26 protein-coding genes and 1 pseudogene are annotated in these 22,558 nt (G+C 72.6%); 11 read left to right on the forward strand and 16 right to left on the reverse strand.

Annotation, left to right across the window (positions count from 1 at the left end; genetic code table 11):
- From O7634_RS15735 to O7634_RS15745, 3 genes are all read right to left on the reverse strand, one after another.
- The gene (locus O7634_RS15735) at positions 1-1,209 is read right to left on the reverse strand and encodes a DUF1996 domain-containing protein (RefSeq protein ID WP_278150875.1); all 1,209 of its coding nucleotides are present in this window, start codon (positions 1,207-1,209) and stop codon (positions 1-3) included.
- 101 nt (positions 1,210-1,310) lie between these two features.
- Positions 1,311-2,192 (reverse strand): ion transporter, encoded by an 882-nt coding sequence (locus O7634_RS15740; protein ID WP_278150876.1) that lies wholly within the window; start codon positions 2,190-2,192, stop codon positions 1,311-1,313.
- Positions 2,193-2,271: 79 nt separating this feature from the next.
- Positions 2,272-2,589 (reverse strand): amphi-Trp domain-containing protein, encoded by a 318-nt coding sequence (locus O7634_RS15745; protein ID WP_278150877.1) that lies wholly within the window; start codon positions 2,587-2,589, stop codon positions 2,272-2,274.
- A 125-nt stretch (positions 2,590-2,714) separates the two neighbouring features.
- On the opposite strand from O7634_RS15745, the gene O7634_RS15750 reads away from it, so the two are divergent.
- Entirely contained in the window at positions 2,715-3,011 is a 297-nt protein-coding gene (locus tag O7634_RS15750) for a DUF6582 domain-containing protein (RefSeq protein WP_278150878.1), read from the forward strand.
- 308 nt (positions 3,012-3,319) lie between these two features.
- Here O7634_RS15750 and O7634_RS15755 read toward each other — a convergent pair whose 3' ends face one another.
- Positions 3,320-3,964 carry a hypothetical protein gene (locus O7634_RS15755; protein ID WP_278150879.1) on the reverse strand — a complete coding sequence of 215 codons (645 nt, stop codon included), beginning with the start codon at positions 3,962-3,964 and terminating at the stop codon, positions 3,320-3,322.
- A gap of 37 nt (positions 3,965-4,001) precedes the next feature.
- Between O7634_RS15755 and O7634_RS15760 the strand changes: the two are divergent.
- Positions 4,002-4,661: pseudogene (locus O7634_RS15760) on the forward strand (glycoside hydrolase family 15 protein); the annotation flags it as partial.
- Positions 4,662-4,666: 5 nt separating this feature from the next.
- Here O7634_RS15760 and O7634_RS15765 read toward each other — a convergent pair.
- Positions 4,667-5,482, reverse strand: a complete 816-nt coding sequence (locus O7634_RS15765) for a DUF72 domain-containing protein (protein ID WP_278153983.1) — start codon at positions 5,480-5,482, stop codon at positions 4,667-4,669.
- Positions 5,483-5,667: 185 nt separating this feature from the next.
- Between O7634_RS15765 and O7634_RS15770 the strand changes: the two genes are divergently transcribed.
- A complete protein-coding gene (locus tag O7634_RS15770) occupies positions 5,668-6,396 on the forward strand; it encodes a Clp protease N-terminal domain-containing protein (protein ID WP_278150880.1) in 729 nt (242 codons plus the stop codon).
- Positions 6,397-6,405: 9 nt separating this feature from the next.
- Here O7634_RS15770 and O7634_RS15775 read toward each other — a convergent pair whose 3' ends face one another.
- Positions 6,406-6,924, reverse strand: coding sequence for a hypothetical protein (locus O7634_RS15775; RefSeq protein WP_278150881.1), 519 nt, complete (start codon positions 6,922-6,924; stop codon positions 6,406-6,408).
- 179 nt (positions 6,925-7,103) lie between these two features.
- Positions 7,104-7,295, reverse strand: coding sequence for a DNA repair protein (locus tag O7634_RS15780; protein ID WP_278150882.1), 192 nt, complete (start codon positions 7,293-7,295; stop codon positions 7,104-7,106).
- A gap of 159 nt (positions 7,296-7,454) precedes the next feature.
- Here O7634_RS15780 and O7634_RS15785 point away from each other — a divergent pair, with 159 nt between their 5' ends.
- Complete coding sequence (locus tag O7634_RS15785) at positions 7,455-8,117, forward strand: GNAT family N-acetyltransferase (RefSeq protein WP_278150883.1); 663 nt, start codon at positions 7,455-7,457, stop codon at positions 8,115-8,117.
- A 663-nt stretch (positions 8,118-8,780) separates the two neighbouring features.
- On the opposite strand, the gene O7634_RS15790 is transcribed toward O7634_RS15785, so the two are convergent.
- Positions 8,781-10,238: a glycoside hydrolase family 3 N-terminal domain-containing protein gene (locus O7634_RS15790; RefSeq protein WP_278150884.1), complete on the reverse strand. Its 1,458-nt coding sequence runs from the start codon at positions 10,236-10,238 to the stop codon at positions 8,781-8,783.
- 170 nt (positions 10,239-10,408) lie between these two features.
- Here O7634_RS15790 and O7634_RS15795 point away from each other — a divergent pair, with 170 nt between their 5' ends.
- The gene (locus O7634_RS15795) at positions 10,409-11,584 is read left to right on the forward strand and encodes an ROK family transcriptional regulator (RefSeq protein WP_278150885.1); all 1,176 of its coding nucleotides are present in this window, start codon (positions 10,409-10,411) and stop codon (positions 11,582-11,584) included.
- 123 nt (positions 11,585-11,707) lie between these two features.
- Here O7634_RS15795 and O7634_RS15800 read toward each other — a convergent pair whose 3' ends face one another.
- Positions 11,708-12,721: an ABC transporter permease subunit gene (locus O7634_RS15800; RefSeq protein WP_278150886.1), complete on the reverse strand. Its 1,014-nt coding sequence runs from the start codon at positions 12,719-12,721 to the stop codon at positions 11,708-11,710.
- Positions 12,718-13,725 carry an ATP-binding cassette domain-containing protein gene (locus O7634_RS15805; protein WP_278150887.1) on the reverse strand — a complete coding sequence of 336 codons (1,008 nt, stop codon included), beginning with the start codon at positions 13,723-13,725 and terminating at the stop codon, positions 12,718-12,720. The genes O7634_RS15800 and O7634_RS15805 overlap by 4 nt, the downstream gene beginning before the upstream one ends.
- A gap of 131 nt (positions 13,726-13,856) precedes the next feature.
- Here O7634_RS15805 and O7634_RS15810 point away from each other — a divergent pair, with 131 nt between their 5' ends.
- Entirely contained in the window at positions 13,857-14,699 is an 843-nt protein-coding gene (locus O7634_RS15810; protein WP_278150888.1) for an ABC transporter ATP-binding protein, read from the forward strand.
- A gap of 24 nt (positions 14,700-14,723) precedes the next feature.
- Positions 14,724-15,620: a ribokinase gene (locus tag O7634_RS15815; RefSeq protein WP_278150889.1), complete on the forward strand. Its 897-nt coding sequence runs from the start codon at positions 14,724-14,726 to the stop codon at positions 15,618-15,620.
- Between the two features lie 10 nt (positions 15,621-15,630).
- Here the strand turns inward: O7634_RS15815 and O7634_RS15820 are convergent, their stop codons facing one another.
- The 3 genes from O7634_RS15820 to O7634_RS15830 form a co-directional block, all read right to left on the reverse strand.
- On the reverse strand, positions 15,631-16,359 hold the full coding sequence (locus tag O7634_RS15820; RefSeq protein WP_278150890.1) for a hypothetical protein: 729 nt from the start codon (positions 16,357-16,359) through the stop codon (positions 15,631-15,633).
- A gap of 49 nt (positions 16,360-16,408) precedes the next feature.
- Positions 16,409-16,888 (reverse strand): DUF6232 family protein, encoded by a 480-nt coding sequence (locus tag O7634_RS15825; RefSeq protein ID WP_278150891.1) that lies wholly within the window; start codon positions 16,886-16,888, stop codon positions 16,409-16,411.
- A gap of 65 nt (positions 16,889-16,953) precedes the next feature.
- Entirely contained in the window at positions 16,954-17,433 is a 480-nt protein-coding gene (locus O7634_RS15830) for a DUF6232 family protein (protein WP_278150892.1), read from the reverse strand.
- A 98-nt stretch (positions 17,434-17,531) separates the two neighbouring features.
- Between O7634_RS15830 and O7634_RS15835 the strand changes: the two genes are divergently transcribed.
- On the forward strand, positions 17,532-18,305 hold the full coding sequence (locus O7634_RS15835) for an enoyl-CoA hydratase-related protein (protein WP_278150893.1): 774 nt from the start codon (positions 17,532-17,534) through the stop codon (positions 18,303-18,305).
- An 85-nt stretch (positions 18,306-18,390) separates the two neighbouring features.
- Complete coding sequence (locus tag O7634_RS15840) at positions 18,391-20,013, forward strand: acetolactate synthase (RefSeq protein ID WP_278150894.1); 1,623 nt, start codon at positions 18,391-18,393, stop codon at positions 20,011-20,013.
- A 45-nt stretch (positions 20,014-20,058) separates the two neighbouring features.
- Here O7634_RS15840 and O7634_RS15845 read toward each other — a convergent pair whose 3' ends face one another.
- The 3 genes from O7634_RS15845 to O7634_RS15855 are packed head-to-tail and all read right to left on the reverse strand — an operon-like array spanning position 20,059 to position 21,191.
- A complete protein-coding gene (locus O7634_RS15845) occupies positions 20,059-20,469 on the reverse strand; it encodes a PLD nuclease N-terminal domain-containing protein (protein ID WP_278150895.1) in 411 nt (136 codons plus the stop codon).
- 27 nt (positions 20,470-20,496) lie between these two features.
- A complete protein-coding gene (locus O7634_RS15850; protein WP_278150896.1) occupies positions 20,497-20,802 on the reverse strand; it encodes a DUF202 domain-containing protein in 306 nt (101 codons plus the stop codon).
- Positions 20,799-21,191: a DUF202 domain-containing protein gene (locus O7634_RS15855; protein WP_278150897.1), complete on the reverse strand. Its 393-nt coding sequence runs from the start codon at positions 21,189-21,191 to the stop codon at positions 20,799-20,801. The genes O7634_RS15850 and O7634_RS15855 overlap by 4 nt, the downstream gene beginning before the upstream one ends.
- Positions 21,192-21,233: 42 nt before the next feature.
- Between O7634_RS15855 and O7634_RS15860 the strand changes: the two genes are divergently transcribed.
- Complete coding sequence (locus O7634_RS15860) at positions 21,234-22,031, forward strand: GNAT family N-acetyltransferase (protein WP_278150898.1); 798 nt, start codon at positions 21,234-21,236, stop codon at positions 22,029-22,031.
- Positions 22,028-22,441, forward strand: coding sequence for a hypothetical protein (locus O7634_RS15865; RefSeq protein WP_278150899.1), 414 nt, complete (start codon positions 22,028-22,030; stop codon positions 22,439-22,441). Before O7634_RS15860 ends, O7634_RS15865 begins: the two co-directional genes overlap by 4 nt.
- The last annotated feature ends 117 nt before the right edge of the window (positions 22,442-22,558 follow it).

Raw genomic sequence — 22,558 nt, forward strand, 5'->3', positions numbered from 1 at the left:
CTACTTCTGGTAGCCGTAGTTGTCGCAGGTCCGGCGTTGCAGCACACAGTTCTTGGTGCGCTTGTTCATCGTGGTGACGTCCCACATCACGAACGCGTCCCCGTGCATCGACGAAGCGCTCTTGCCCTCCTTGTCGGAGGACAGGTAATAGCCCGCGGGGGTTCCCTTGACCGGGTACTGGATGTCGAAGGTGATCGCCGGGACGCGCACCGGGTGGCTGCTCGGGCAGCCGCCGCCGGTGCCGTACGCGACGTGGTCCTTGTGGTTGGGGCTGTCCAGGTGCTTGCCGTCCCAGCAGTCGGGGAACTGCATCATGTAGTGCAGGGTGGCGTCCCCGCCGCAGATCGGCCAGTTGCCGTTGGTGCTACGGGCGATGCCGTCCAGGTCGCCGGGGCCGTAGAAGGCGCAGTAGAACTGGCCGGTCGCGCCGCGCGGGGTCGGCTTCTTCTTCTTGGCGTCGCCGGAGATCATCCGCAGGCCGTTGGGCATGGGCATCTGGCCGGTCGACGTCTTCGCCAGGGACCGGTAGTAGACCCGGAATCCGGAGGTCTCGACGGGCTTGCCGGTGCCGTTGTCGTAGAGCGTGGGGACCCAGTAGGCGGAGTGGTCCTGGACCGGCTTGCAGGAGGTGGCGGTGAACTTCGTCAGGTCACCCGCGACCGTGTCCGCGTCGACCGCCCTGTTGCCCACGAACGAGTGCATGTGGGAGGCGCCCGGCAGGCCGGGCGCGACGATCGGGTCGTCCGGCAGCCGGTGACTGTACTGGCAGTCCGCCCGGAACTCGGGCAGGTTGCCCACGCCGGCCGGGACGGGGTCGGTCTTCAACGCCCGGTACGCGTCGACCTGCGCCTTCCAGGCGGCACGGTCCACCGGCACCCAGCCGGTCGCCGGGACCTTCGGCGCGGCGGAGGCGGACGGCTTCGCGGAGGCCGACGGCGTCGTGGACGCCGATGCTGACGCCGACGGGCCGACCGAGGCGGACGACCCAGCCGACCCTGCCGGGGATGTCTCCGGGTTCTCGACGGCGTTCGCCGCGTTCGTCGGTTCCGGCGCGTCGGCTCGGGTGGTCGAGTAGACGCCGGCCGCACCGATGACGAGCACGGCGGCGACGCCGGCGGCGATGCCCAGCCGATGGCGGGCGAACCGGCTCACCGGACGCGGCGGTGGCGGCGGGCTCGCCGGCGCTTCGCGAAACGAGGCGTACGACACGGGTCACTCCCCACGAGCAGACGATGGCATTGACCCGGACGGCCACGGCCGCCGTATGGTAGGCGCTCGCCCGGGGCGCCCGATAGTTTTCTAAACCTTCCTTAAAGGAGGCGGCGCTCGGCCGGTCCGGTCTCCTTCGGCAGTCGCTGCTCCAGGTCCGCGATGATCGTGCGGAGCTGGGCCAACTGCTCGTGCGCCGATGGTGCGTCGCTGTCGTCGGCGGTAGCGGGCGCGGCGGCCCGTGCCGCCGCGGCGCGCTCCTCCCGATGGGCCTCGTCCAGTGCGGTCAGGACGACACCCACCAGGAGATTCGTCAGCAGGTAGCAGGCCGTGACCATGTACGACACGTAGTACAGGACCGCCCACCCGGTGATCTCCCGGCCGGCCTGGAGCGTGTCGGTGATGCCGTCCAACGACAGCAGCAGGAACAGGGTGAGCATCGCCTGCCCGACGGTGCCGTACCGGTCGGGAAGCGCGACGCCGAACAGCATCCAGCCGAGCATCGCGTACCCGTAGAGCACGAGGACCGTGACCAGGAGGAAACTGCCGAGCCCGGGAAGACTGCGCCGGATCCCGACGAGGATCACGCGCAGACTGGGAAACAGGCGGAACGCGCGGACGATGCGGGCCAGGCGCAGCAGCCGCAGCAGCGTGACGTTCTCCCGGATTCCGGGCAGCAGTGGCGCCGCGACGATGAGCAGGTCGAAGACGTTCCACGGGTCCCGGAAGAACTGCGCGGGTCGCCACAGGTGCGCCCCGAACCGCGTCAGGAGTTCGAGCACGAAGTACGCCAGGCACGCGTACTCGATGCCGCGCAGCGGGGCCCCGGCCAGCGCTGTCGCCCCGCCGTACGTCTCCAGGCCCAGCGCCACCGCGTTGAGCGCGATGACGGCGAAGCTGACCAGGTTGAACCAGGGGGCGGCCACCACCTCCCGGCACGCATCGGTCAGGCGGCGCGTCCGGCCCTGTTCTGCGCTCGTCATCGTTCCTTCCGACAGGTCGCCGGCCGGGCGGTGTCCACCTACTGCGGTGGCCGCCGCGCGGCACTGTGTCGCCCCGGAGTCACGCCTGCGACGTGGCCCCGGCCTGCTCGTCGGTGTCGCTCGAGGGCTCCGGCGCCGTGTCCGCCGTGTCCGCGGCGTTCACCGGCGCCGGAACGCTCCAGGAGAGCTCGATCTCGACGGACGACTCCGTCTCGCTTTCGCGCTCGATCTCCAGCTCGCACCGCAACGTGTCGGCGACCGTCACGGCGCCCGCCGCGCCGTAGAAGATCCGTCCGTCCGACTCCAACTGGTTGGCGAGTTGGCGCAGCCAGGCGGCCAGATCGGAGTGACACCGTACGGGTGTCCGCGTAGATATCCATGCGGCCCATGCTCGCACTCCACAAAGGACGGAATCGTCGAGGGCTTCGGTGGGAGGTGTCAGGGTCGCGTGATATGGATCTTGCGATGGCAACCGCCCGGTCCGGCGGGTGCTACCGGGCCGCTTCTGGGTATCCGGAAACCATGAAGACGACCTGGAAGCCCCACGAGAAGCACGGCGGCCTGTCGGAGAAGGACAAGCGCGAGTTGCCGGAGAGCGTTTTCGCGTTCCCCGACAAGCGCAAGGAGCCGATGACCGACGCGAGTCACGTCCGCAACGCCGTTGCCCGGTTCGACCAGGTGCAGGGCGTCACCGACGCGGAGCGCGAGCTGGCCTTCCAGAACATCCTCGCCGCCGCCAAGCACTACGACGTCGAGGTCGTCGAGACGAACTGGCGTCAGCTCGGTAAGCTGCCGCACACCCCGAATCCCGCCCACTGAGCGAGCCGGCACGATCGGGGCGTCGACCACCGGATAGTTCGTTCCGTGGGCGGGTAGACGGCGCAAATGCCCCGCCGCCCGAGAACGCCGCGGGCCCGTCCGGACCGGCGCGGGCCGACCACCCGTGGGCCCGCCTGCGCGGAAGGCTGGGTAAACCCGCCTGGCGGGTACACCTGTACGGGCTGCTCGCCGTGCAGGCCGGCGTCGCCGCGACGCTCGCCTGGTTCGCGGGCTACCAGTTCCTCGACAACCCCGCGCCGGTCTTCGCGCCGACCACCGCCGTCGGCATCGTGGCGGCCTCGATGGGATCACGCCTGCGCCGCACCATCGAGTTGCTGGCCGGGGTCGTCCTCGGGCTCGCCGTCGGCGACGCGCTCATGCCGTTCTTCGGCATCGGGGCCTGGCAGACCGGCGTGGTCGTGGTGCTGGCGATCATCGTCGCCGTGCTGCTCAAGGGCGGCGGCTCGCTGCTCACACAGCCCGGTGCCACGGCGGTGCTCATCGCCACCCTGGAACCACCGGTACGGGACCTGTCCGTACCCCGCTTCGTCGACGCGGCGGTCGGCGGGTTGATCGGGCTGGCGGTCGGCCTGCTGGTGGTGCCGATCCACCCGCAGCGGACGGTACGGCGGCTGGCCGAACCCGTCCTCGACCCGGCCGTCGCCGCCCTGCACGACCTCGCCGCGGCGCTGCGCCGTCGCGATCTCGACGCGGTGGAGCGGGGTCTGGGCGCGTTGCGAGGTCTCGGTCCCCGGCTCACCGCGCTCGGCGAGGGGCTCGACGCGTCCCAGGAGGTGGTGCGACTCGCTCCGCTGCGCTGGCGGGAACGGCCGTCCCTGGACTTCTACACCGAAGCCGTCCGACACATGGAGCGCAGCCTGGAGGTCTGCCTCTCGGTCGGGCGGCGGCTCAAGAGGGCGATCCGGGAGGGCGAGCCGATACCGGAACGGCATGATCGCACCCTACGACGGGTGGCGGAAGAGCGCGGAGTTGATGGACTGGCTCTGCGAGCACTGGGACCAGCCCGAGGACGGCGTCTGGGAGACCCGCTCCGGGCGGCAGGACTTCACGTACGGGCGGATGATGTCCTGGGTGGCGCTGGACCGTGCCATCCGTCTCGCACAACGCCGCGGCCGCCCCGGCGACACCGTCCGTTGGGCGACCGAGCGCAACACCATCTACGAGCAGGTCATGTCGCGCGGCTTCCACCCCGGGCGGCAAGCCTTCGTGCAGCACTACGGCAGTGACATCCTGGACGCCTCGCTGCTGTCCATGCCCGGCCTCGGCTTCATCTCGGCGCTGGACCCGATGTGGAGGTCGACGCTGCGGGCGGTCGACGCCGGGCTGGTCTCCGACAGCCTGGTCTACCGCTACGACCCCAGGGCCTCGCCGGACGGTCTCGCCGGCACCGAGGGCACCTTCAACATGTGCACGTTCTGGTACGTACAGGCGCTCGCCCTCGCCGGCCGGATCGACGACGCCCGACTGACCTTCGAGAAGATGCTCACCTACAGCACACCGCTCGGCCTCTACTCGGAGGAGATCGCGCCGACCGGCGAGCAGATCGGCAACTTCCCGCAGGCGTTCAGCCACCTGTCGCTGATCAGCACCGCCACCCACCTCGACGACCTGCTCAAGCGACAGCGCTGACGGCATCAGAACAGCGTCAGCGGCTCGACCGGGATCGGCTCGGGCAGCGGGTCCAGTTCCGGTACGCGCGCTCGTACCTCATCGTGGAAGCGGCGGGCGAGCGCCGGCGCGTCGGCGTTGTCCGGGGTGTGGACGAACATCGTCGGCGTACGCCCCTCGCGGAGCCAGGTGGCTGTCACGTCGACCCAGTGTTGCCACCCCTCGACGGTACGGGCCGGGTCGTCACGGCCGAGGTAGCGGACGATCGGCCGGTCGGTCAGCGCGAGCGACCGGAGCGGCACCCGGGGCTTCTTCGTCCAGGCGTCCCGTTCGGCGTCGCTCGTCGGAGGGCGGGCGAAGAAGGCGGTCGTGTCGAAGGGAACCCATTCGGCCCCGGCGGTGGTCAGCGCCGAGGCGAGCAGTCGAGCCGCGTTGTCGTCGGTGAAGAACGCCTGGTGGCGGACCTCCACCGCGTACCTGTGGGACTGCGGTAGCCCGCCCAGGAACCGGCTGAGGGTCGGCACGTCGGCGGGGGCGAACGAGCCGGGTAGCTGTATCCAGAGCGCGTGGGCGCGGGGGCCGAGTGGTTCGATCGCGTACAGGAAGGCCCGCAGCGGCTCGCCGGCGTCGGTGAGCCGCCGTTCGTGCGTGATGACCTTCGGGAGCTTGAGGACGAAGCGGAAGTCGACGTCGGTCTGCGCTGCCCACGACGCCACCGTCTCGCGGGCCGGGATCGCGTAGAACGTGGTGTTGCCCTCCACGGCGTCGCACCAACTGGCGTAGTGCCGCAGGCGCTCGGCGGACGGCAGCGAGTGACCCGGCCACGACCGGTGGCTCCACATCGCGCAGCCCACGTGCAGCCGCATGCTCGCCCCTCCCGCCGCGTGCCGGTGCTCGACCGGAGCCACCGTATACGGCCGGTGCGTCGAGCCGACCCGACGGTCCTTGCCCGACGACAATCGGAATTCGACGGGGCAATCGTCAACCCATGGTTGACGAAGGTGGCTCGTCAACCTATGGTTGACGCATGACGGAGCCTATCCAGATGAGCAACGCGGTCAAGCTGGACGATCTGATCCAGGCCATCAAGCGAGCCCACACCGATGCGCTCGACCAACTCAGCGACGCGGTCATCGCCGCCGACCACCTCGGCGAGGTCGCCGATCACCTGATCGGGCACTTCGTCGACCAGGCCCGGCGCTCGGGCGCCTCCTGGACCGACATCGGCCGCAGCATGGGAGTCAGCAAGCAGGCCGCGCAGAAGCGCTTCGTGCCGAAGGCGACCGACGCCGCCGCGCTCGACCCGAACGCCGGCTTCGCCCGCTTCACCCCCCGGGCCCGCAACGTGGTGATGGCGTCACAGGAGGAGGCCCGGGCCAGCGGCAGCCCCGAGATCGGCCCCGCGCACCTGGTGCTGGGCCTGCTGGCCGAGCCGGAGGGCCTGGCCGCCCGGGTGCTCGTCGGCCGGGGCGTCACCCCCGAGGCGGTGCGCGAGGCCGTCGGCGCCGTCCTCCCGCCGCCGTCCGACCAGGTCCCGGACCTCATCCCGTACGACGCGCGCGGCAAGAAGGCGCTGGAGCTGACCTTCCGGGAGGCGCTGCGCCTCGGGCACAACTACATCGGCACCGAGCACATCCTGCTCGCCCTGTTGGAGCAGGAGGACGGGGCCGGCGTGCTCACCGACCTCGGCCTGGACAAGGCGGCGGTCGAGGCCGACCTGTCCGCCGCCCTCGCCGCCGCCGTCGCGGGAAAGTAGGAACCAGGGTCAGGAAGCCTCGGGGAAGCCGTAGCGCAGGGCGTGCTCCGGATCGGTCGGGTCGATCTGGCGTACGCCCGCGTCGGCAAGGCGCTTGTTGACCTCGTCGAGCTGCTCGCGCACCAGCCGGGCCTCCTCCTCGGTGACCCGGCCCCGGTGCGGCTTGCCGGCGTGTTCCAGCGTGCCGTAGTCGATCTTCTCGGCGCTCTTGCGGGCCTTCGGCGGGCGGACCCGTTCGGCAGTCTTGAGCAGTTGCGCCATCGGCACGTCGGTGGCCATCGCGTCGAACTCGCTGGCGGTCAGCACCACCCGCCGGGGCTCACCGTTGCCGTGCCGGTCGTGGATCTCCACCACCGCCACGTCCAGCGCCGCGTCGTCGATGTTCTCCACCTCGCCGGGGGTGGCGTCCAACTGCACGGGCCCGGCGACCAGGTCCGGGTGCTCCAGCACGACGACGCGGACCACCTCGTCGTCCTGCCGCAGAACCGTGCCGGTGAAGTCGGAGACGTGGATCGTCTTCTTGCCCATGCGCGGAGCTTCTCCTGTCGTAGGCCGGGATGCCGGACCACAAGAAATTACCCGACAGGTGTGCGAAAGCCGCCGCTGGACCTCCCGGTGTGTCGTCCCGGGCAGGGGAACGCGTGATCCGAACGGGTACACCGCTCCGTGCCCCGCGGAGGCGTCATGCCGCGCGCGGACCTGGTGCGTCAGCGCTTGTTCAGGCGGTGCCTGTTGACGCTCGCCACCGGTGAGTCGTTGAGCCCGGCCCAGGACTGGGTGCCGGTGCCGATCGCCCGCGGGGTCCGGTAGCGCGGCTGGGCGGGAACAGCCCCGATGATTTCGGCGGCCTGCCAGCGGCGCTCAGGGTCCTGGTGATGGTGCTTCGGCTGAATCGGCATGCCCTACCGTCCCAAAGAAAGGTGTCCAGGTATGGAAATACATATGACGGTCAATCCGTATCCCCGGTTCGCGTGCCTTCGGCTCGGCCGGATCGCCAATCCGGGCGGGCCGCCCGGCGTACGGTGATCCACGACGGGTCGGCAGACGGGGAGGTGCGCATGCTCGATCGGCGACTCCACCTGCACCTGGCCACCTGGCTGGGCCAGTGGCCGGCCGGGCCGGGGCTGCACGTGGTCGCCTCGCACCGGCGGGCCCTACCGGCCTGGGACGGCCGGCTGCGCCCCGCGCTCGCCGTGGATACGGGGCAGAGCGGTGTGCTCTCGGTGGCGCCGGACCGGGTGGCGTCGATCCGCGCGCTGGTCCGGCGTACGCCCACCCGACTGCTCGCCGCGCTGCCGGAGGCTGTGGGCCTGCCCGACTGGTGCGTGCACGACGGCTACTTCCGGTGGACCCTCGCCCCCGCGCCGCTGCCCGACGTGGGCGAGTGGACCGAGTCGACGGCTCCCGGGCTGCCGCCCTGGCTGCGGATCTTCGACCGGCAGGTGCTGGTGGTCCGCGACCCGGACGGCGCCTACCTGGCCGGCGCCGGGATCAAACGGCACGACGCGTACGGGCACGAGCTCGCCGTCGGCACCGTCCCGGCGGCCCGGGGGCGTGGCCTCGCCCGTCGGCTGGTGGCGCAGGCGGCGCGGCGGGTGCTCGATGACGGGGCGGTGCCCACCTACCTGCACGAGCGCGACAATCACGCCTCAGCCCGGGTAGCCGAAGAGGCCGGTTTCCCGAACCAGGGCTGGCGCGCCTACGGCGTCTACCCCCGCTAACAACCCCACCCCATCCCACCCCGCCCACCCCACCCCCTCCCACCCCGCCCCCACCCCGCCCCACCCCGCCCACCCCGCCCCACCCCGCCCACCCCGCCCACCCCGCCCACCCCGCCCCACCCCGCCCACCCCGCGCCGATCTTGCAGTTGCTGTCCCGGCATAGGGGGCATTCCACGCGTTTCGGCAACAGCAAACGCAAGATCGGCGCGGGGTGGTGGGGCGCGGTGGGGTGCGGCGCGGCGCGGTGGGGTGCGGCGCGGCGGGGTGGGGTGGGGTGCGGCGCGGCGCGGCGGGGCGCGGTGGGGGTGCGGCGCGGCGGGGCGCGGCGGGGGTGCGGCGCGGTAAGGGGTGCGGCGCGGTAAGGGTGCGGCGCGGCGGGGGTGGGGGTGCGGGGTGGGTGCGGCGGGGGGCGCGGGGGTGGGCGCGGTTTTGGGCGCGGACCGTGGATCCCGGGCCGGATCCACGGTCCGCAACCTCCCCCCAGGCCCCGGTCGCGGTGCGGCGACCTCGCGGAGTGGCGAGTCGCTGTGTGCGATCACGCTACGTATCGAAAGGCTCGAGGGCAAGGTGTGAGCTGTTGGTTCGGAGTGTCGAAAAGTGGACTTGACCTCGATCGGAGTACGCCGAGGCTGTCGCCGGTCGTGGTGACTCAGAGTGCTGGATCAACCGGCGAGGCCGAGCGCCTCGGCTGCCGCGCGGCCATTGGCGTGGCTCGCGCCGTAGGTGGTGACGAACGCGCGCGCACCCGTCGGGCGCCACTGGGCCGGCCAGCCCATCTCCACCACCGTCACCGGGTGCTGGGCCGCCAGAGCATCGATCAGCGCGGGGCCACCGGGCAACCGGTGCAGGTGCCGCCCGACCAGCACGATGGGCCGGTCGCCGGCCAGCCCGCGCAGCGTCGCCGGATCGGTCTCGGTGGCGATCACCCGGACCTCCTCGGACGCCCCGCCCAGGTGCGGGCCGAGGCCCCACGGCACCCGCCCCTCGGCCATCGTCGACTCGGTGTGCAACTGCACCACCAGCGGCTGCTCCAGGCCGGTCAGCAGGCCGTCCACCCGGACCGCGCGCCGCGCCGCCGCGTACCCCAGCTCGGTGTCGGCGGTGGCCGACGACCTGCCGGCGGCCCGGGTCCAGGCGGCGAGGTCGGCGGCACGGCCGGCCGCCTCCTCGACGCGCGTGACCGCGAGCCGGCCGTCGGCGAGCGCGTCGACGATCTCGGCGGCCACCCGCTCGACCAGGTCGGCGTCGACCTGCGCGCCGATGCAGAGCAGGTCGGCCCCGGCGGTCAGGGCCCGGACGGCGGCCGGGCCGACCCCGCCGGCGGCGATGGCGGCGCCCTTCATCTCCAGCGCGTCGGTGATGATGGTGCCGGTGAAGCCGTACTCGGCGCGGAGCAGGTCGACGAGGACGGCTCGGCTGAAGGTGGCCGGATCGGCGTCGGTGAGTTCCGGTACCCGGATGTGCGCGGTCATCACGGCGCGGGCCCCGGCGGCGACGATCGCCGCGAACGGCGGTAGGTCCCGCTGCCGGAGCAGGCTCAGCGGAGCATCGACAGTGGGCAACTCGTGGTGGGAGTCGGTGACGGTGGCGCCGTGGCCGGGGAAGTGCTTCGCGCAGGCGGCCACACCGGCGGCCTGGAGGCCGGCCACGGCCGCGGCCGAGTGGGCGGCCACCCGTACCGGGTCCGCGCCGAAGGAGCGGGTGCCGATCACCGGGTTGTCGTCGGCGGTGTTGACGTCCACGGTCGGGGCGAGGTTGACGGTGATGCCCAGCGCGGCCAGCTCGGCGCCGATCGACTGGTAGACCCGGCGGGTGAGCGCCACGTCGCCGATCGCGCCGAGGGCGGCGTTTCCGGGGTACGGGCTGCCGGTGGCGTGCGCCAGCCGGGTCACGTCGCCGCCCTCCTCGTCGATGGCGATCAGCGCGTCCGGCCGGCCCGCGCGCAGCGCCGCGGTGCTCGCCGCCACCTGCGCGGTGTCGTGCACGTTGGTGCCGAACAGGGTGTGCCCCGCCAGCCCGTCGGCCAGCAGGTCGACCGCCCAGTCCGGCGGGACCGGTCCCGGGTACGCGGCCAGCAGTGTGCCCAGCGCCAGCCGGCGCAGTCCTGGATCCAGGTCCAACGTGATCTCCCCCTTCGGTGCCCCGCGGGTACGGAACGTCGTACCGGTTGGTGGTCTTGGCCCTGCCGGGTCGGCCGAGCGTCCCACCGTCGAGTGACCGTTACGCTACGGCTACCCGTTCGCAGGTCGGTTTACAGTTAGCAAAGTTTACTAAAATCAGAGGACGTGTCATGAGTGCGACCCGGCTGCCCGGCACCCCCCGCCTGTTGCGGGCGCTCAACGACCGTGCCGCGCTGGAACTGCTCCTCGAACGCGGCCCGCTGACCCGGGCCCGGCTGGGCGAGCTGACCGGGCTGTCCAAGGTCACCGCCTCGCAACTGGTCGAGCGCCTGGAGGAGCGTGGCCTGGTCGCGCGGGTCGGCGAGCAGGCCGGCGGACGGGGGCCGAACGCCCAGCTCTACGCCGTCCGCCCGGGCAGCGCGCACGTGGTCGGCGTGGACGTCGGGCCGGACCGGGTGGTCGCCGCCTGCGCCGACATCACCGGCGCGGTGATCGGTCGGGTGGAGCAGTCCACCCGGGACACCGACGACCCGGTGGGCGTGGTGCACAACGCCGTGGTGCAGGCCGCGAGCAGCGCCCAGGCGCAGTTGAGCAGCGTGCGACGGATCGTGCTGGGCACGCCCGGTCTGGTCGACCCCGGCACCGGCGACATCACCTTCGCCTTCAACCTGCCGCGCTGGCACAGTGGGCTGCTCGCCGCGTTGCGGGACGACCTGCACACGCCCGTCGTCTTCGAGAACGACGTGAACCTGGCCGCGGTGGCCGAGGCGCAGTCCGGCGCCGCACAGGGGTTGACGGACTTCGTGCTGGTCTGGGTCGGCGCCGGTGTCGGTCTGGCGATCATGCTGGGCGGTCGGCTGCACCACGGCAGCAGTGGCGCGGCGGGCGAGATCGGTTACCTGCCGGTGCCCGGCGTGCCCATCCCGCGCGACGTCTCCCGTCGCGCCAAGCCCGCCTTCCAGCAGCTGATCGGCGCGGACTCGGTGCGGGCGGTGGCCCGGGAGCACGGCTACCCGGACGCCGACGCCGCCGAGGCGGTCCGTGCGGCTGTCGCGGCCGGGGCGGACGGTGGGCCGATGCTCGACGAGTTGGCCCGCCGGCTCGCCCTCGGTGTGGCCAGCACCTGCGTGGTGCTCGACCCGCCGCTGGTGGTGCTGGCCGGCGAGGTGGGACAGGCCGGCGGCGCCGCGCTCGCCGACCGGGTGCAGCAGGAGGTGTCCGCGATCACCCTGGTCCAGCCCCGGGTGGTGACGACCGGGCTGACCGAGGAGCCGATCCTGCACGGGGCGCTGCGCACCGCGCTCGACGCCGTCCGCGACGAGGTCTTCGGCTCCACCGTCGGCTGAGCCCGCTGCGGCGGTCATGCGAAGAAATATTTCACCGCTCGGCCGTGCGCTGCAAGCTGTTGCCGTCGACGGGCCGGCCGGGGTTCGCCGGTCGCCCGGACGGGGCGACCGGCGAACCGCGACTCAGATCAGATCCCGGCGACGGAAGGCGGCGAACGCCGCCACCGTCAGCGCGCCGGTGAGGGCGAGCAGCACCAGCAGCGACGGCCCCCAGGTGAGGGCGTAGAAGCCGGCGCAGTCGCTGGCGCCGCTGCCGGTGCAGATCCGGCCGTCGAAGAATTCCGTCCTACCGCTGAGCCACGTCGCGATGTGGCTGGAGAGCATGAACCGGTCCGGCCGCGCGGCGTCGACGATCTCCAACACCAGACGGCCGCCCAACTCCCAGAGCACCGCGTACGCCGCCGCCGCCCCCAGCGCCGCCGCGGTGTGCCGGCCCAGCGTGGCGATCGCGAAGCCCACCGCCGAGGCCATCAGCACCAGCACCAGACCGCGGCCGTGCACCGCGCCGAGAGAGCGCCAGAACTCGCCGTCCAGCCGGCCCGGCAAGCCGGCGGTCTGCCCGATCGTCCAGAACGTCGCCAGGTAGGCCAGCGACGCCAGCACCGAGAGAGCCAGCACCGCCGCGAGCAGGGTGCCCAGCTTGGCCGTGAGGACCGCCAACCGGCGCGGTCGCCAGAGCAGCAGGTTCACCACGCCGCCGGAGTTCAGGTCCGCGCCGATGTAGGACGCGCCGACCAGGAAACCGAACAGCGCCAGGAACGCGATGAGGAAGTAGAGCAGCGGCCGCGCCTGCCCGGCGAAGCTGAAGACACCCGGCAGGAAGTCGGCCGCGACCGGCAGCCGATCCTGCCGGATCGGGTCGATCGACGCGCACTCCTCGGGGAAGTAGTTCCCCATCTCGCTCTGCGGAAGCGTGCCGTTCTGGCGGGCCAGACACTGCTGGTAGGCGAGTTCCATACCCTGCCGCGACTCGGCCGCCTGTGCGCGCGCCGCGTTCATCTCCTCGGCGGTCGGCCGGTGTGAGCCGGCGAGCGTCGTCGCCGCCGTGACGGCGAACGCCGCCACCAGCAGGACGACCATGAGTTGTACGAAGCGACGCGCGGACAGTCGCTCCACCTCGGCACGTACCAGATTCACGCGTCCACACCCCGATCGAGTTCGATGACCGCATCGTCGGCGCCGGCGTACGACCGCGCCGAGTCGTCGACCTGCCGGGGCACCGACGGGTCCGCCTGCGCGCCGGTCAGTTCGAGGAAGACGCTCTCCAGGTCCGGCCGGAGCGGCGTCAGCTCACCCACCCACAGCCCCTGCTCGCCGAGCACCCGGCTGACCACCGTCGGATCGCCCACCCCGCTCACCACCAACGCGTCACCGTCGACGACAGCCGTCAACCGGGCGGCTTCCAGCAGTTCGACGGCGCGTTCCGGCTCGGCCACCCGCACCAGGAACTCGTGCCGGTCGTGGCCCGCCAGCACCTCGTCCACCCGGCCGAAGGCCACCCGCCGCCCGCGCGAGATGATCGTGACGTGGTCGCAGATCAGTTGGATCTCGGCCAGGATGTGACTGGACACCAGGACGGTGACCCCGTTCGCCGCGAGCGACAGCATCAGGTCCCGCATCTCGCGGATGCCCGCCGGGTCCAGCCCGTTGGCCGGCTCGTCGAGGATCAGCAGCCGGGGGTCCTTGAGCAGCGCCGACGCGACAGCGAGGCGCTGCTTCATGCCCAGCGAGTAGCCCTTCACCCGCTCGTCGCCGCGGTCGCGCAGGCCGACCAGCTCCAGCGACTCGTCCACCCGGGAGACCGGCACCCCACCGGCCCTGGCCAACAGGCGCAACGTGCGATGCCCGGTGAAGTTGCCGAAGAACTGTGGACTCTCGACGATCGCGCCGACCTGGCCCGCCACCCGGGGCAGCAGCTCCGGCGACGGTTCGCCGAGGATCCGCATCCGTCCCGCGTCGGCGCGTACCAGCCCGAGCAGGGCCCGCAGCGTGGTGGTCTTGCCGGAGCCGTTGGGGCCGAGGAAGCCGTGCACCTGGCCCGCCTCGACCAGCAGGTCGAAGCCGTCCACCGCCACCCGCCGACCGTCGCGAACGCTGTGGAAGGTCTTGCGCAGACCCTCGATCTCGATGACCGCGCTCATTTACGCGGCTCTTTGACTCGGCGGGGCATGGACCGTCCTTCGGGCTGGGTGATCAATGACACGGCGTTTCAGCCTAGGGCGGGAGTGCCGCCCATGGGGGGCGTCACCGGCCTGCGTGGTTGGATGGAGCGGTGACTGGTGATCTGATCCCCGGCGCTGCCGGCGCCGCGCCCGCCGCCGCCCCCGTGGACCCGGATCTGGTGGTCAGCCTGGACAGCGTCGGCGTACGCCGCTCCGGCACCGCCCTGCTTGAGGATCTGACCTGGCGCGTCGAACTCGACGAGCGGTGGGTGGTGCTCGGCTCCAACGGCGCCGGCAAGACCACCCTGCTGAACATCGCCGCCGGCCGGCTGCACCCCACCACCGGTGTCGCGCACGTTCTCGGTGAGCGGATCGGCCGCACCGACGTCAACGAGCTGCGCACCCGCATCGGGCTCACCACCGCCGCGATCGCCGAGCGGCTGCCCGCCGACGAGCGGGTCACCGACGTCGTGGTGACCGCCGCCTGGTCGGTGGTCGGCCGCTGGCGGGAGAACTACGACCCTGGCGACGAGGCGCGAGCGCGGGCCCTGCTGAGCCAGCTCGGCGTCGGTGGTCTCGCCGAGCGCCGCTACGGCACCCTCTCCGAGGGCGAGCGCAAGCGGGTGCAGATCGCCCGGGCCCTGATGACCGACCCGGAGCTGCTGCTGCTCGACGAGCCCGCCGCCGGGCTGGACCTGGGCGGTCGGGAGGACCTGGTCGCCCGACTGGCCGAGCTGGCGTACGACCCGGACGCTCCGGCGATGGTGCTGGTCACCCACCACGTGGAGGAGATCCCACCGGGGTTCACCCACGCGCTGCTGCTGCGTGAGGGCGGCGTGGTCGCCCAGGGGCTGCTCGCCGACACGCTCACCGGTGACAACCTCTCCAAGACCTTCGGCCTGCCCCTGGTGGTCGAGCGGTCGGGCGACCGCTTCACCGCCCGCGCCGCCTGATCGTCGCGCCGGACGGGAACGACGATGCCGCAGACCCAGGTCGCCGTGGTGGGCAGCGCCAACATGGATCTGGTCGCGATGGCGCCTGCGCTGCCGAAGGTGGGCGAGACCATGCTCGGCACCGACTTCGTGATGGTCCCCGGCGGTAAGGGCGCCAACCAGGCGGTCGCCGCCGCTCGTGCCGGCGCCGCCTGCTCCTTCCTCGGCGCGATCGGCTCGGACGCCTTCGGCGTCACCCTCAGGGCGCGCATCACCGCCGCCGGTGTGGACACCGAACACCTGCGCGTGGTCTACGGCACGTCCGGCGTGGCACTGGTCATGGTCAACGCTCAGGGGGAGAACGCCATCGTGGTCACCCCCGGCGCGAACGACGCGCTCGTCGACCTGACCGAGCAGGAGTTGGCCACGGTACGCGCGGCGGACGTCCTGGTCGCCCAGTTGGAGGTCCCGGTCGAGACCGTGACGGCCGCCGCGGTGGCCGCCCGCGAGGCCGGCACCCGGGTGATCCTGAACGCCGCCCCGGCGCGGGACCTCCCGGCCGAACTGCTCGCCGCAGTGGACCTGCTCGTGGTCAACGAGGGCGAGGCCCAGACGCTCGCCGGCCGGGGTCGAGAGGAGCCCCGGGCGCTTCTCGACCTGACCCCCCGGGCCGTGCTCACTCTCGGCGGCGCGGGCGCCTGGTACGTCGACCGGGACGGCATCCAGGCGCACGTGCCGGCGGTGCCCGTCGACGTGGTCGACTCCACCGCCGCCGGCGACGCGTTCACCGCCGCGCTGGCCGTCGGCTGGGGTGAGGGCCGTGACCTGGTCGACGCCGTGCGCTGGGCCTCGGCTGCCGGCGCCGCCTGTGTCCGCAGGCTCGGCGCGTCGGTGGCGCTCCCGCACCGCGCCGAGATCGACGAGCTGTACTCGCCCGCCTGACCCGCCCCGCTCAGCCGACGGATTCGTCGCTGATCTTCTCGCCCCGACGGCGCAGCATGCCCAGCCCGGGGATGCCGGCCACGGCGAGCTTGAGGTCGCGGGTCACGTCCAGCAGGTCGTGCAGGTCGGGGCCGACCCGGTCCAGGGTGGCCAGGATGGGCAGGATGTCGGCGGTCAGGTGCTCCTTGAGCTTGGGCAGTTCGTCGATCAGGTGGATGGCCGCGCTGATCTCCTCGTGGCTCAGCTCCCGCACGAACCTCCCGGCCATCGGCGCGGCCCGACGCAGCGCCGGCTCGTACGCCGACAGCAGCTCGGCCGCGGTGGCGGCGGCCTCCGCCGCGGTGCCCACGGTGTCGGTGGCCCGGCCGGCCACTCCGTCGGCCTTCGCGACCACCGTCGCGGCGGTCCGGGCCACCCGGTCGGCCTCGGCCACCACGACGGCGGCGGAGGCGGCCACCTCGGTGGCGGTGTCGATGGCGGTGGTCGCGGCGGCGCTGATCACGGCCACCTCACGGACCGCCGCCTCGGCGTCGGTGAGCACCTGGTCGGTCCGTTCCAGTGTGGTTTCGATCCGGTCGACCACGCCGTTGATCCGGGCCAGCAGCGCCTCCACCCCGTCCAGCACCGCGAACGCGCGGGCGGGCACGGCGGCGAACGAGGCGGCCGAGCCGAGCGCCTGGTCGAGGGCGGAGCGGGTCAGGCCGACGACAGCGGTCGGGTTGGGGAGGGGGATCGCCATGGGATCAAGTGTGCGTCGGCCATGCGAGAACCGCCCGACGGGCAGGTGGTCACCCCTCGCCGTGCTGTTCGACGGCACGCTGCACAGCCCGGTAGATCTGCCCGAACCGCAGCGCGTCCGGGGTGCGCACCAGCAGATCCTCCCGGCCGTGGTGCTGCACCCACAGCTCGTGCACGTGGCTGCCGCGCTCGTAGGAGCGGTCCAGCCAGCCGAGCGGGATCTCCAGGAACGGGGTGAGCGCCAGCGCCCCCACCGCGCAGGCGGCGAGGATGATCAGCGCGAGCTGCCAGTTGCCGCGATCCTGTGCCGACCAGGCGAGCGAGAGGACGCAGACCACGGCGACCAGCGGCGGCAGCGAGAGCAGCAGGACCAGGACACCGCGACCCAACACCCGGCCGCGTACGGCCAGGGTTTTCTGCCCTCGGGCGTGCCAGACGAACGTCACGTCGGAGAGAGCGATCACGTGTCCGCCGGCCCGGATCGACTCGGAGGTCACCTGCACCGCGTCGTCCCGGTAATAGAGGGTCATCACTAAGCCTAACCACCGGACGGCAACCCCGCCGAGCGCGGCGAGGGGGCCGAGCGGGCTCCGCGCTAGCGGCGGAGGGCGGGGCGGGCCGGTTGGCTGTGCTCGACCGCGCGCTGCACCGCCCGGTAGATCTGCCCGAACCGCAGCGCGTCGCCGGTGCGCAGCAGCCGCACCGGCTGACCGCGCCAGCGGGCCCAGATCTCCAGTTGGCGGCTGCCCCGGGCGTACGAGCGGTCCAGGTGCTCGAACAGGAAGTCGGCGACCGGGCCGACGGCCAACCCGACCAGCACCGACGCTCCGACGATGGCGATCGTCACGGTGAGTGAGCGGTGCAGCCAGACCGCCACGCCGATGCCGAGCACGGCGGCGACGAGTGGACCGGCCATGGCGGCGCCGAGCGCGCCCCGCCCGGCGAGCACCCGCCAGGAACGGCTGCCCCGGTGGTGCCAGATCGTGGTGATGTCGGCCAGGGCGTAGGCGCGGCCGTCGACCCGGATGGTGGTGGACGTGACCTGCACCGACCTGTCGTCGTAGTACGTCATCATGGCTGGACTCCCGTCCACGGCGCTGACACCACAGTACTTACCCAAACGAGCCGGGTCGTAAGGTTGGCACGCGACTTCGACGAGGAAGTGAGGGCAGCGTGGGCGAGTTCGTTCGGCTGGAGACCAGTGGCGGCGTCGGCACCATCCGGTTGGAGCGGCCGCCGATGAACGCGCTCAACACCCAGGTGCAGGAGGAGTTGCGCGCCGCCGCCACGGCGGCCACCGCCGACCCCGAGGTCCGCGCCGTCGTGGTGTACGGCGGGGAGAAGGTCTTCGCCGCCGGCGCGGACATCAAGCAGATGGCCGAGATGTCCTACGTGGACATGGCCGACCGGGCGGCTGCCCTGTCCAGCGCGCTCGGCGCGATCGCCCGGATCCCGAAGCCGGTCGTCGCCGCGATCACCGGGTACGCCCTCGGTGGCGGCTGTGAGCTGGCGTTGGCCTGCGACTGGCGGGTGGTCGCCGAGGACGCCAAGCTCGGCCAGCCGGAGATCAAGCTCGGCATCATCCCGGGCGCGGGCGGCACCCAGCGGCTGGCCCGTCTGGTCGGCCCGGCCCGCGCGAAGGATCTGATCATGTCCGGCCGGATGGTGGACGCGCAGGAGGCGCTGCGGATCGGCCTGGCCGACCGGGTGGTGCCGGCCGCCGAGGTCTACGACGCGGCCGTGGCGCTGGTCACCCCGTACCTCACCGGGCCGGTGCAGGCGCTGCGCGCGGCCAAGCTGGCGGTCGACGGCGGCCTGGACATGGACCTGAACTCGGGGCTGGCCTGGGAGAGTCAGCTCTTCGCGGCGCTGTTCGCGACCGACGACCGGCGGGAGGGCATGGCGGCCTTCGTCGAGAAGCGCAGGCCGGGCTTCACCGGCCGCTGACACGGCTTAGCCGAGAACGGTTCACATTGTTCCTACCGGCCAGTAGCGTGATGCCTCGGTCACGAGGAACGAAAGGGAGCGGCGAATGACGGAGCGGATCGAGGGTCACGGCGGCGAGCTGGCGCTCGCGGCACTACGCGCGCACGGCGTACGGGAGATGTTCACGCTGTCCGGCGGGCACGTCTTCCCGCTCTACGACGCCGCGTACAAGACCGAGTTCCCGATCTACGACGTCCGGCACGAGCAGTCGGCGGTCTTCGCCGCCGAGGCGGTGGCCAAGTTGCAGCGCCGTCCCGGCCTCGCGGTGCTCACCGCCGGGCCGGGTGTCACCAACGGCATCTCCGGCATGACCAGCGCGTTCTTCAACGCCTCGCCGGTGCTGGTGCTCGGCGGTCGCGCGCCCGCGTTCCGGTGGGGCTCCGGCAGCCTCCAGGAGATGGACCACCTGCCGCTCGTCGCCCCGGTCACCAAGCACGCCGAGACGGTGTTCAGCACCGACGACATCCCGCGCGCGGTGGACGCGGCGCTCACCGCCGCGCTCACCCCGCACCGCGGCCCGGCCTTCCTCGACTTTCCCCTGGAGACGGTCTTCTCGGTCGCCGAGGCGGACCTGCCCGACGTGACCGGCGTCGACCCGGTCGTACCGGACCCGGACGAGGTCGGCCGCGCCGCGCTGCTCGTCGCCGGGGCGCAGCGGCCGGTGATCATCGCCGGCTCCGACGTGTACGCCGGCGACGCGGTCGCCGCCCTGCGCGAGGCGGCCGAGTCGTTGCAGGTGCCGGTCTTCACCAACGGCATGGGTCGCGGCTCGCTCCCGCCGGAGCACCCGCTCGCGTTCGCCAAGGCCCGCCGGGCCGCGCTGGCCGGCGCGGACGTGGTCGTGGTGGTGGGCACCCCGCTCGACTTCCGGCTCAGCTTCGGTGACTTCGGCGACGCCAAGGTCGTGCACATCGTCGACGCGCCCAGCCAGCGCGCCACGCACGTGCAGCCGGCCGCCGCCCCCGCCGGCGACCTGCGGCTGATCCTCTCCGCGCTGGCCGACCACGCGGGCGACCGGACCGACCACGCCGACTGGATCGCCGACCTGCGGGTCGCCGAGGACGCGGCGAAGGCGCGCGACGCCGCCGAGATGGCCGCCGAGACCGACCCGATCCGCCCGGCCCGGATCTACGGCGAGCTGCGCCGGGTGCTCGCCCCGGACGCGATCACCATCGGCGACGGCGGCGACTTCGTGTCGTACGCCGGCCGCTACCTGGAGCCGGCCCAGCCCGGCACCTGGCTGGACCCGGGCCCGTACGGCTGCCTGGGCACCGGCATGGGCTACGCGATGGGGGCCCGGGTCAGCCACCCGGACCGACAGATCTGCGTGCTGATGGGCGACGGCGCGGCCGGGTTCTCGCTGATGGACGTCGAGTCGCTGGTCCGGCAGAAGCTGCCGGTGGTGATCGTGGTCGGCAACAACGGCATCTGGGGTCTGGAGAAGCACCCGATGCGGGCCATGTACGGCTACGACGTGGCCGCCGACCTCCAGCCGGAGCTGCGCTACGACGCGGTGGTCAGCGCGCTCGGCGGGGCGGGGGAGACGGTCGCCAAGGCGGCGGACCTGGGGCCGGCCCTGCAACGGGCCTTTGACTCCGGGGTGCCGTACCTGGTCAACGTGCTCACCGACCCGAGCGACGCGTACCCCCGCTCGTCGAACCTGGCCTGAGTCGCGCCCGCCGCCGTCGCTCCCCCCGGGGTGGCGGCGGCGCGCTCACACCTCGGGCCGGTCACCCTCGCGCGGCGGCTCGCCGTCGCGGCGGCGCAGGTCGTCCTCGCGGCGACGCAGGTCTTCCTCCCAGCGGCGAAAGAGCTCCTCGTCCTGCTTCCTGGTCCGCTCGTGCACCGACCGCAGGAACTCCGGGTCGTCGTCCGGGGCCACCGGCCGCCGGCGCTGCGGCTTGGCGCCACCGCCCGGCCAGCCCTCGCGGCGGCCGGCGCCGCGCTCCCGCCCGACGACGAACCAGGCGATCGAGCCGATCAGCGGGAAGAACAGGATGATCAGCACCCAGGCGATCCGGGGCAGGTTGCGGATCTGGCCCTCCTCGGCGGAGAGGCAGCTGATCAGCGCGCAGACCGCGAGGACGATCTGCACCAGGAAGAGGAGTACGCCAAGCCGGGCCATGCACCCATCATGGCGCACCGGGTCCCGTCACCACACTCCCGGCAGCACCAGCAGCACTCCCAGTGCCGCGAGGCCGACGGCCCCCAGCGCGGCCGCGGGGAGCGTCCGTCCGCCGGAGCGGGCCGGCCCGGCGCCGGTGGCGCGCGGCCAGCACACCAGGAGCAGGCCACCCCAGAGCAGCACCGCGACGCCGGCGACCGCCGCTCTGGTCGGGCCGCCCGACGACGCCAGTCGCACGGCGAGCGCGACCACAACGGTCAGCGTGAGCAGGGTGCGCCGCCAGGCCAGCCGGGTGCGCTCCGGTTGCAGCCCCCTGTCGCGGCCCGCTGTCACCGCCCACCGACCGCGCGGAGCAGGACGGCGACCACCAGCAGCACCGCGCCGACGCCGACGGCGAGGGCGAGGATGGCGGGAAACCGGGACGCGGGTAGCTCCTCACCGAGCCGGATGGCCCGCTCGGTGCGTGCCCAGTGGTCCACGGCGCGGATCGCGACGGCGCCGCCGAGCAGCAGCAGGGCCACGGCAATGATCTCGCGCAGGTGGCTCATCGGCAGGGGCGGCAGGAACTGTGCGGCGGCCAACCCGCCGCCGACCAGTGCCAGCCCGGTGCGCAGCCAGGCGAGGAAGGTCCGTTCGTTGGCCAGGGAGAACCGGTAGTCCGGGGTCTCACCGACCGAGCGCAGCTCCGCCGGGTCGAACCATCGCCTGATCGCCTCCCACACAGTGGGAGGATATCCACTTCCCGTGCCGCTTAGCCTGGGTCGGTGACCGATCTCGACGTACAGACGCTGCGCGACGCCTACGACAACCAACTCCGCCCGGAGATCCCCGACCCGGTTCCGGCCGGTGTGACGGTGGAGCGGGACGGGCCGCTGGTCCGCATCCTCGGGCTCGACGCCGGTGGGTTCCTCACGTACCGCGACCTGGGCGGGTTGACCGGCGCCGCGCTGGACGAGTTGATCGCCCGGCAGGTGCGGTTGTTCCGGGAGCGGGGGCAGTCGGTGGAGTGGAAGCTCAACGAGCACGACGAGCCTGCCGACCTGGGCGACCGCCTGCGCGCCGCCGGTTTCGTGCCGGAGGACCGGGAGACCGTCGTGGTCGGTCCGGTCGCCCCGCTGGCCGCCGCGCTGCCCGCCGTTCCCGAGGGGGTACGCCTGCGTGAGGTGACCGCCCGGGCGGACCTGGAGCGGATCGCCGCCATGGAGGAGGAGGTCTGGCAGGCGGACCGCTCGCACCTGGTGACGGGTCTGGCCAAGGAGATCGACGCCGACCCGAACTCGATCACGGTGGTGGTGGCCGAGGCGGACGGGACGGTGGTGAGCGCCGGCTGGGTGCGGTTCCCGGCGAACACCGGCTTCGCCACGATGTGGGGTGGTTCGACGCTGCCGCAGTGGCGGCGCAGGGGCATCTACCGGGCGCTGGTCAACTATCGGGCCCGGCTGGCCGAGCAGCGGGGGCGGACGCTCATGCAGGTCGACTGCTCCGAGGACAGCCGGCCGATCCTCCAGCGGCTCGGCCTCGTCCCGGTCACCACCACCACCCCGTACGTCTACACTCCGTGATCATGGAGCAGCGGCTGACGGACGACGAGCGGTTGACCCTCAAGACCGGGGCGTTCGGCGCGGTCTTCCTGGTCTCGAACGCCGATCCCGGTGTGCTCGGGGTGATCAAGGAGAGCATCGCCGCGTCCGGAGCGCTCGCCGACGCCAGCGGGACGGTCAAGGAGGCGCTGACCACCGGTCCGCTGCCCAAGCTGCCCCGGGACTCGCAGTTGGAGATCGAGTCGGTGGTCCTGCCGGCGCTGCGCCGGGCGGTGGTGATCCTGCGGGAGAAGTCGCCGGGCGACGTGCCGGCGTACCGCTCCCTGGTGTTGGCCGCGGCGGACCGGGTGGCCCGGGCGCACGACGGGGTGGCGCCCGCCGAGGCGGCGGCGATCGACCAGATCCGCGACGCGCTCGTCGAGTCGGCCTGACCCGGTCGCCCGTCGGTGAGCTGTGTCACCCTGAGTGCTCCGGGAGCGCAACCTACTGGCAGGTAACATTGCTCCCGTGGGCAACCGCACACCAGCCCGCGGTTGACCTGGCGTCGA

Origin of the sequence: Micromonospora sp. WMMD1120 (genome assembly GCF_029626235.1) — a bacterium.
In the GTDB taxonomy this organism is placed as follows: domain Bacteria; phylum Actinomycetota; class Actinomycetes; order Mycobacteriales; family Micromonosporaceae; genus Micromonospora.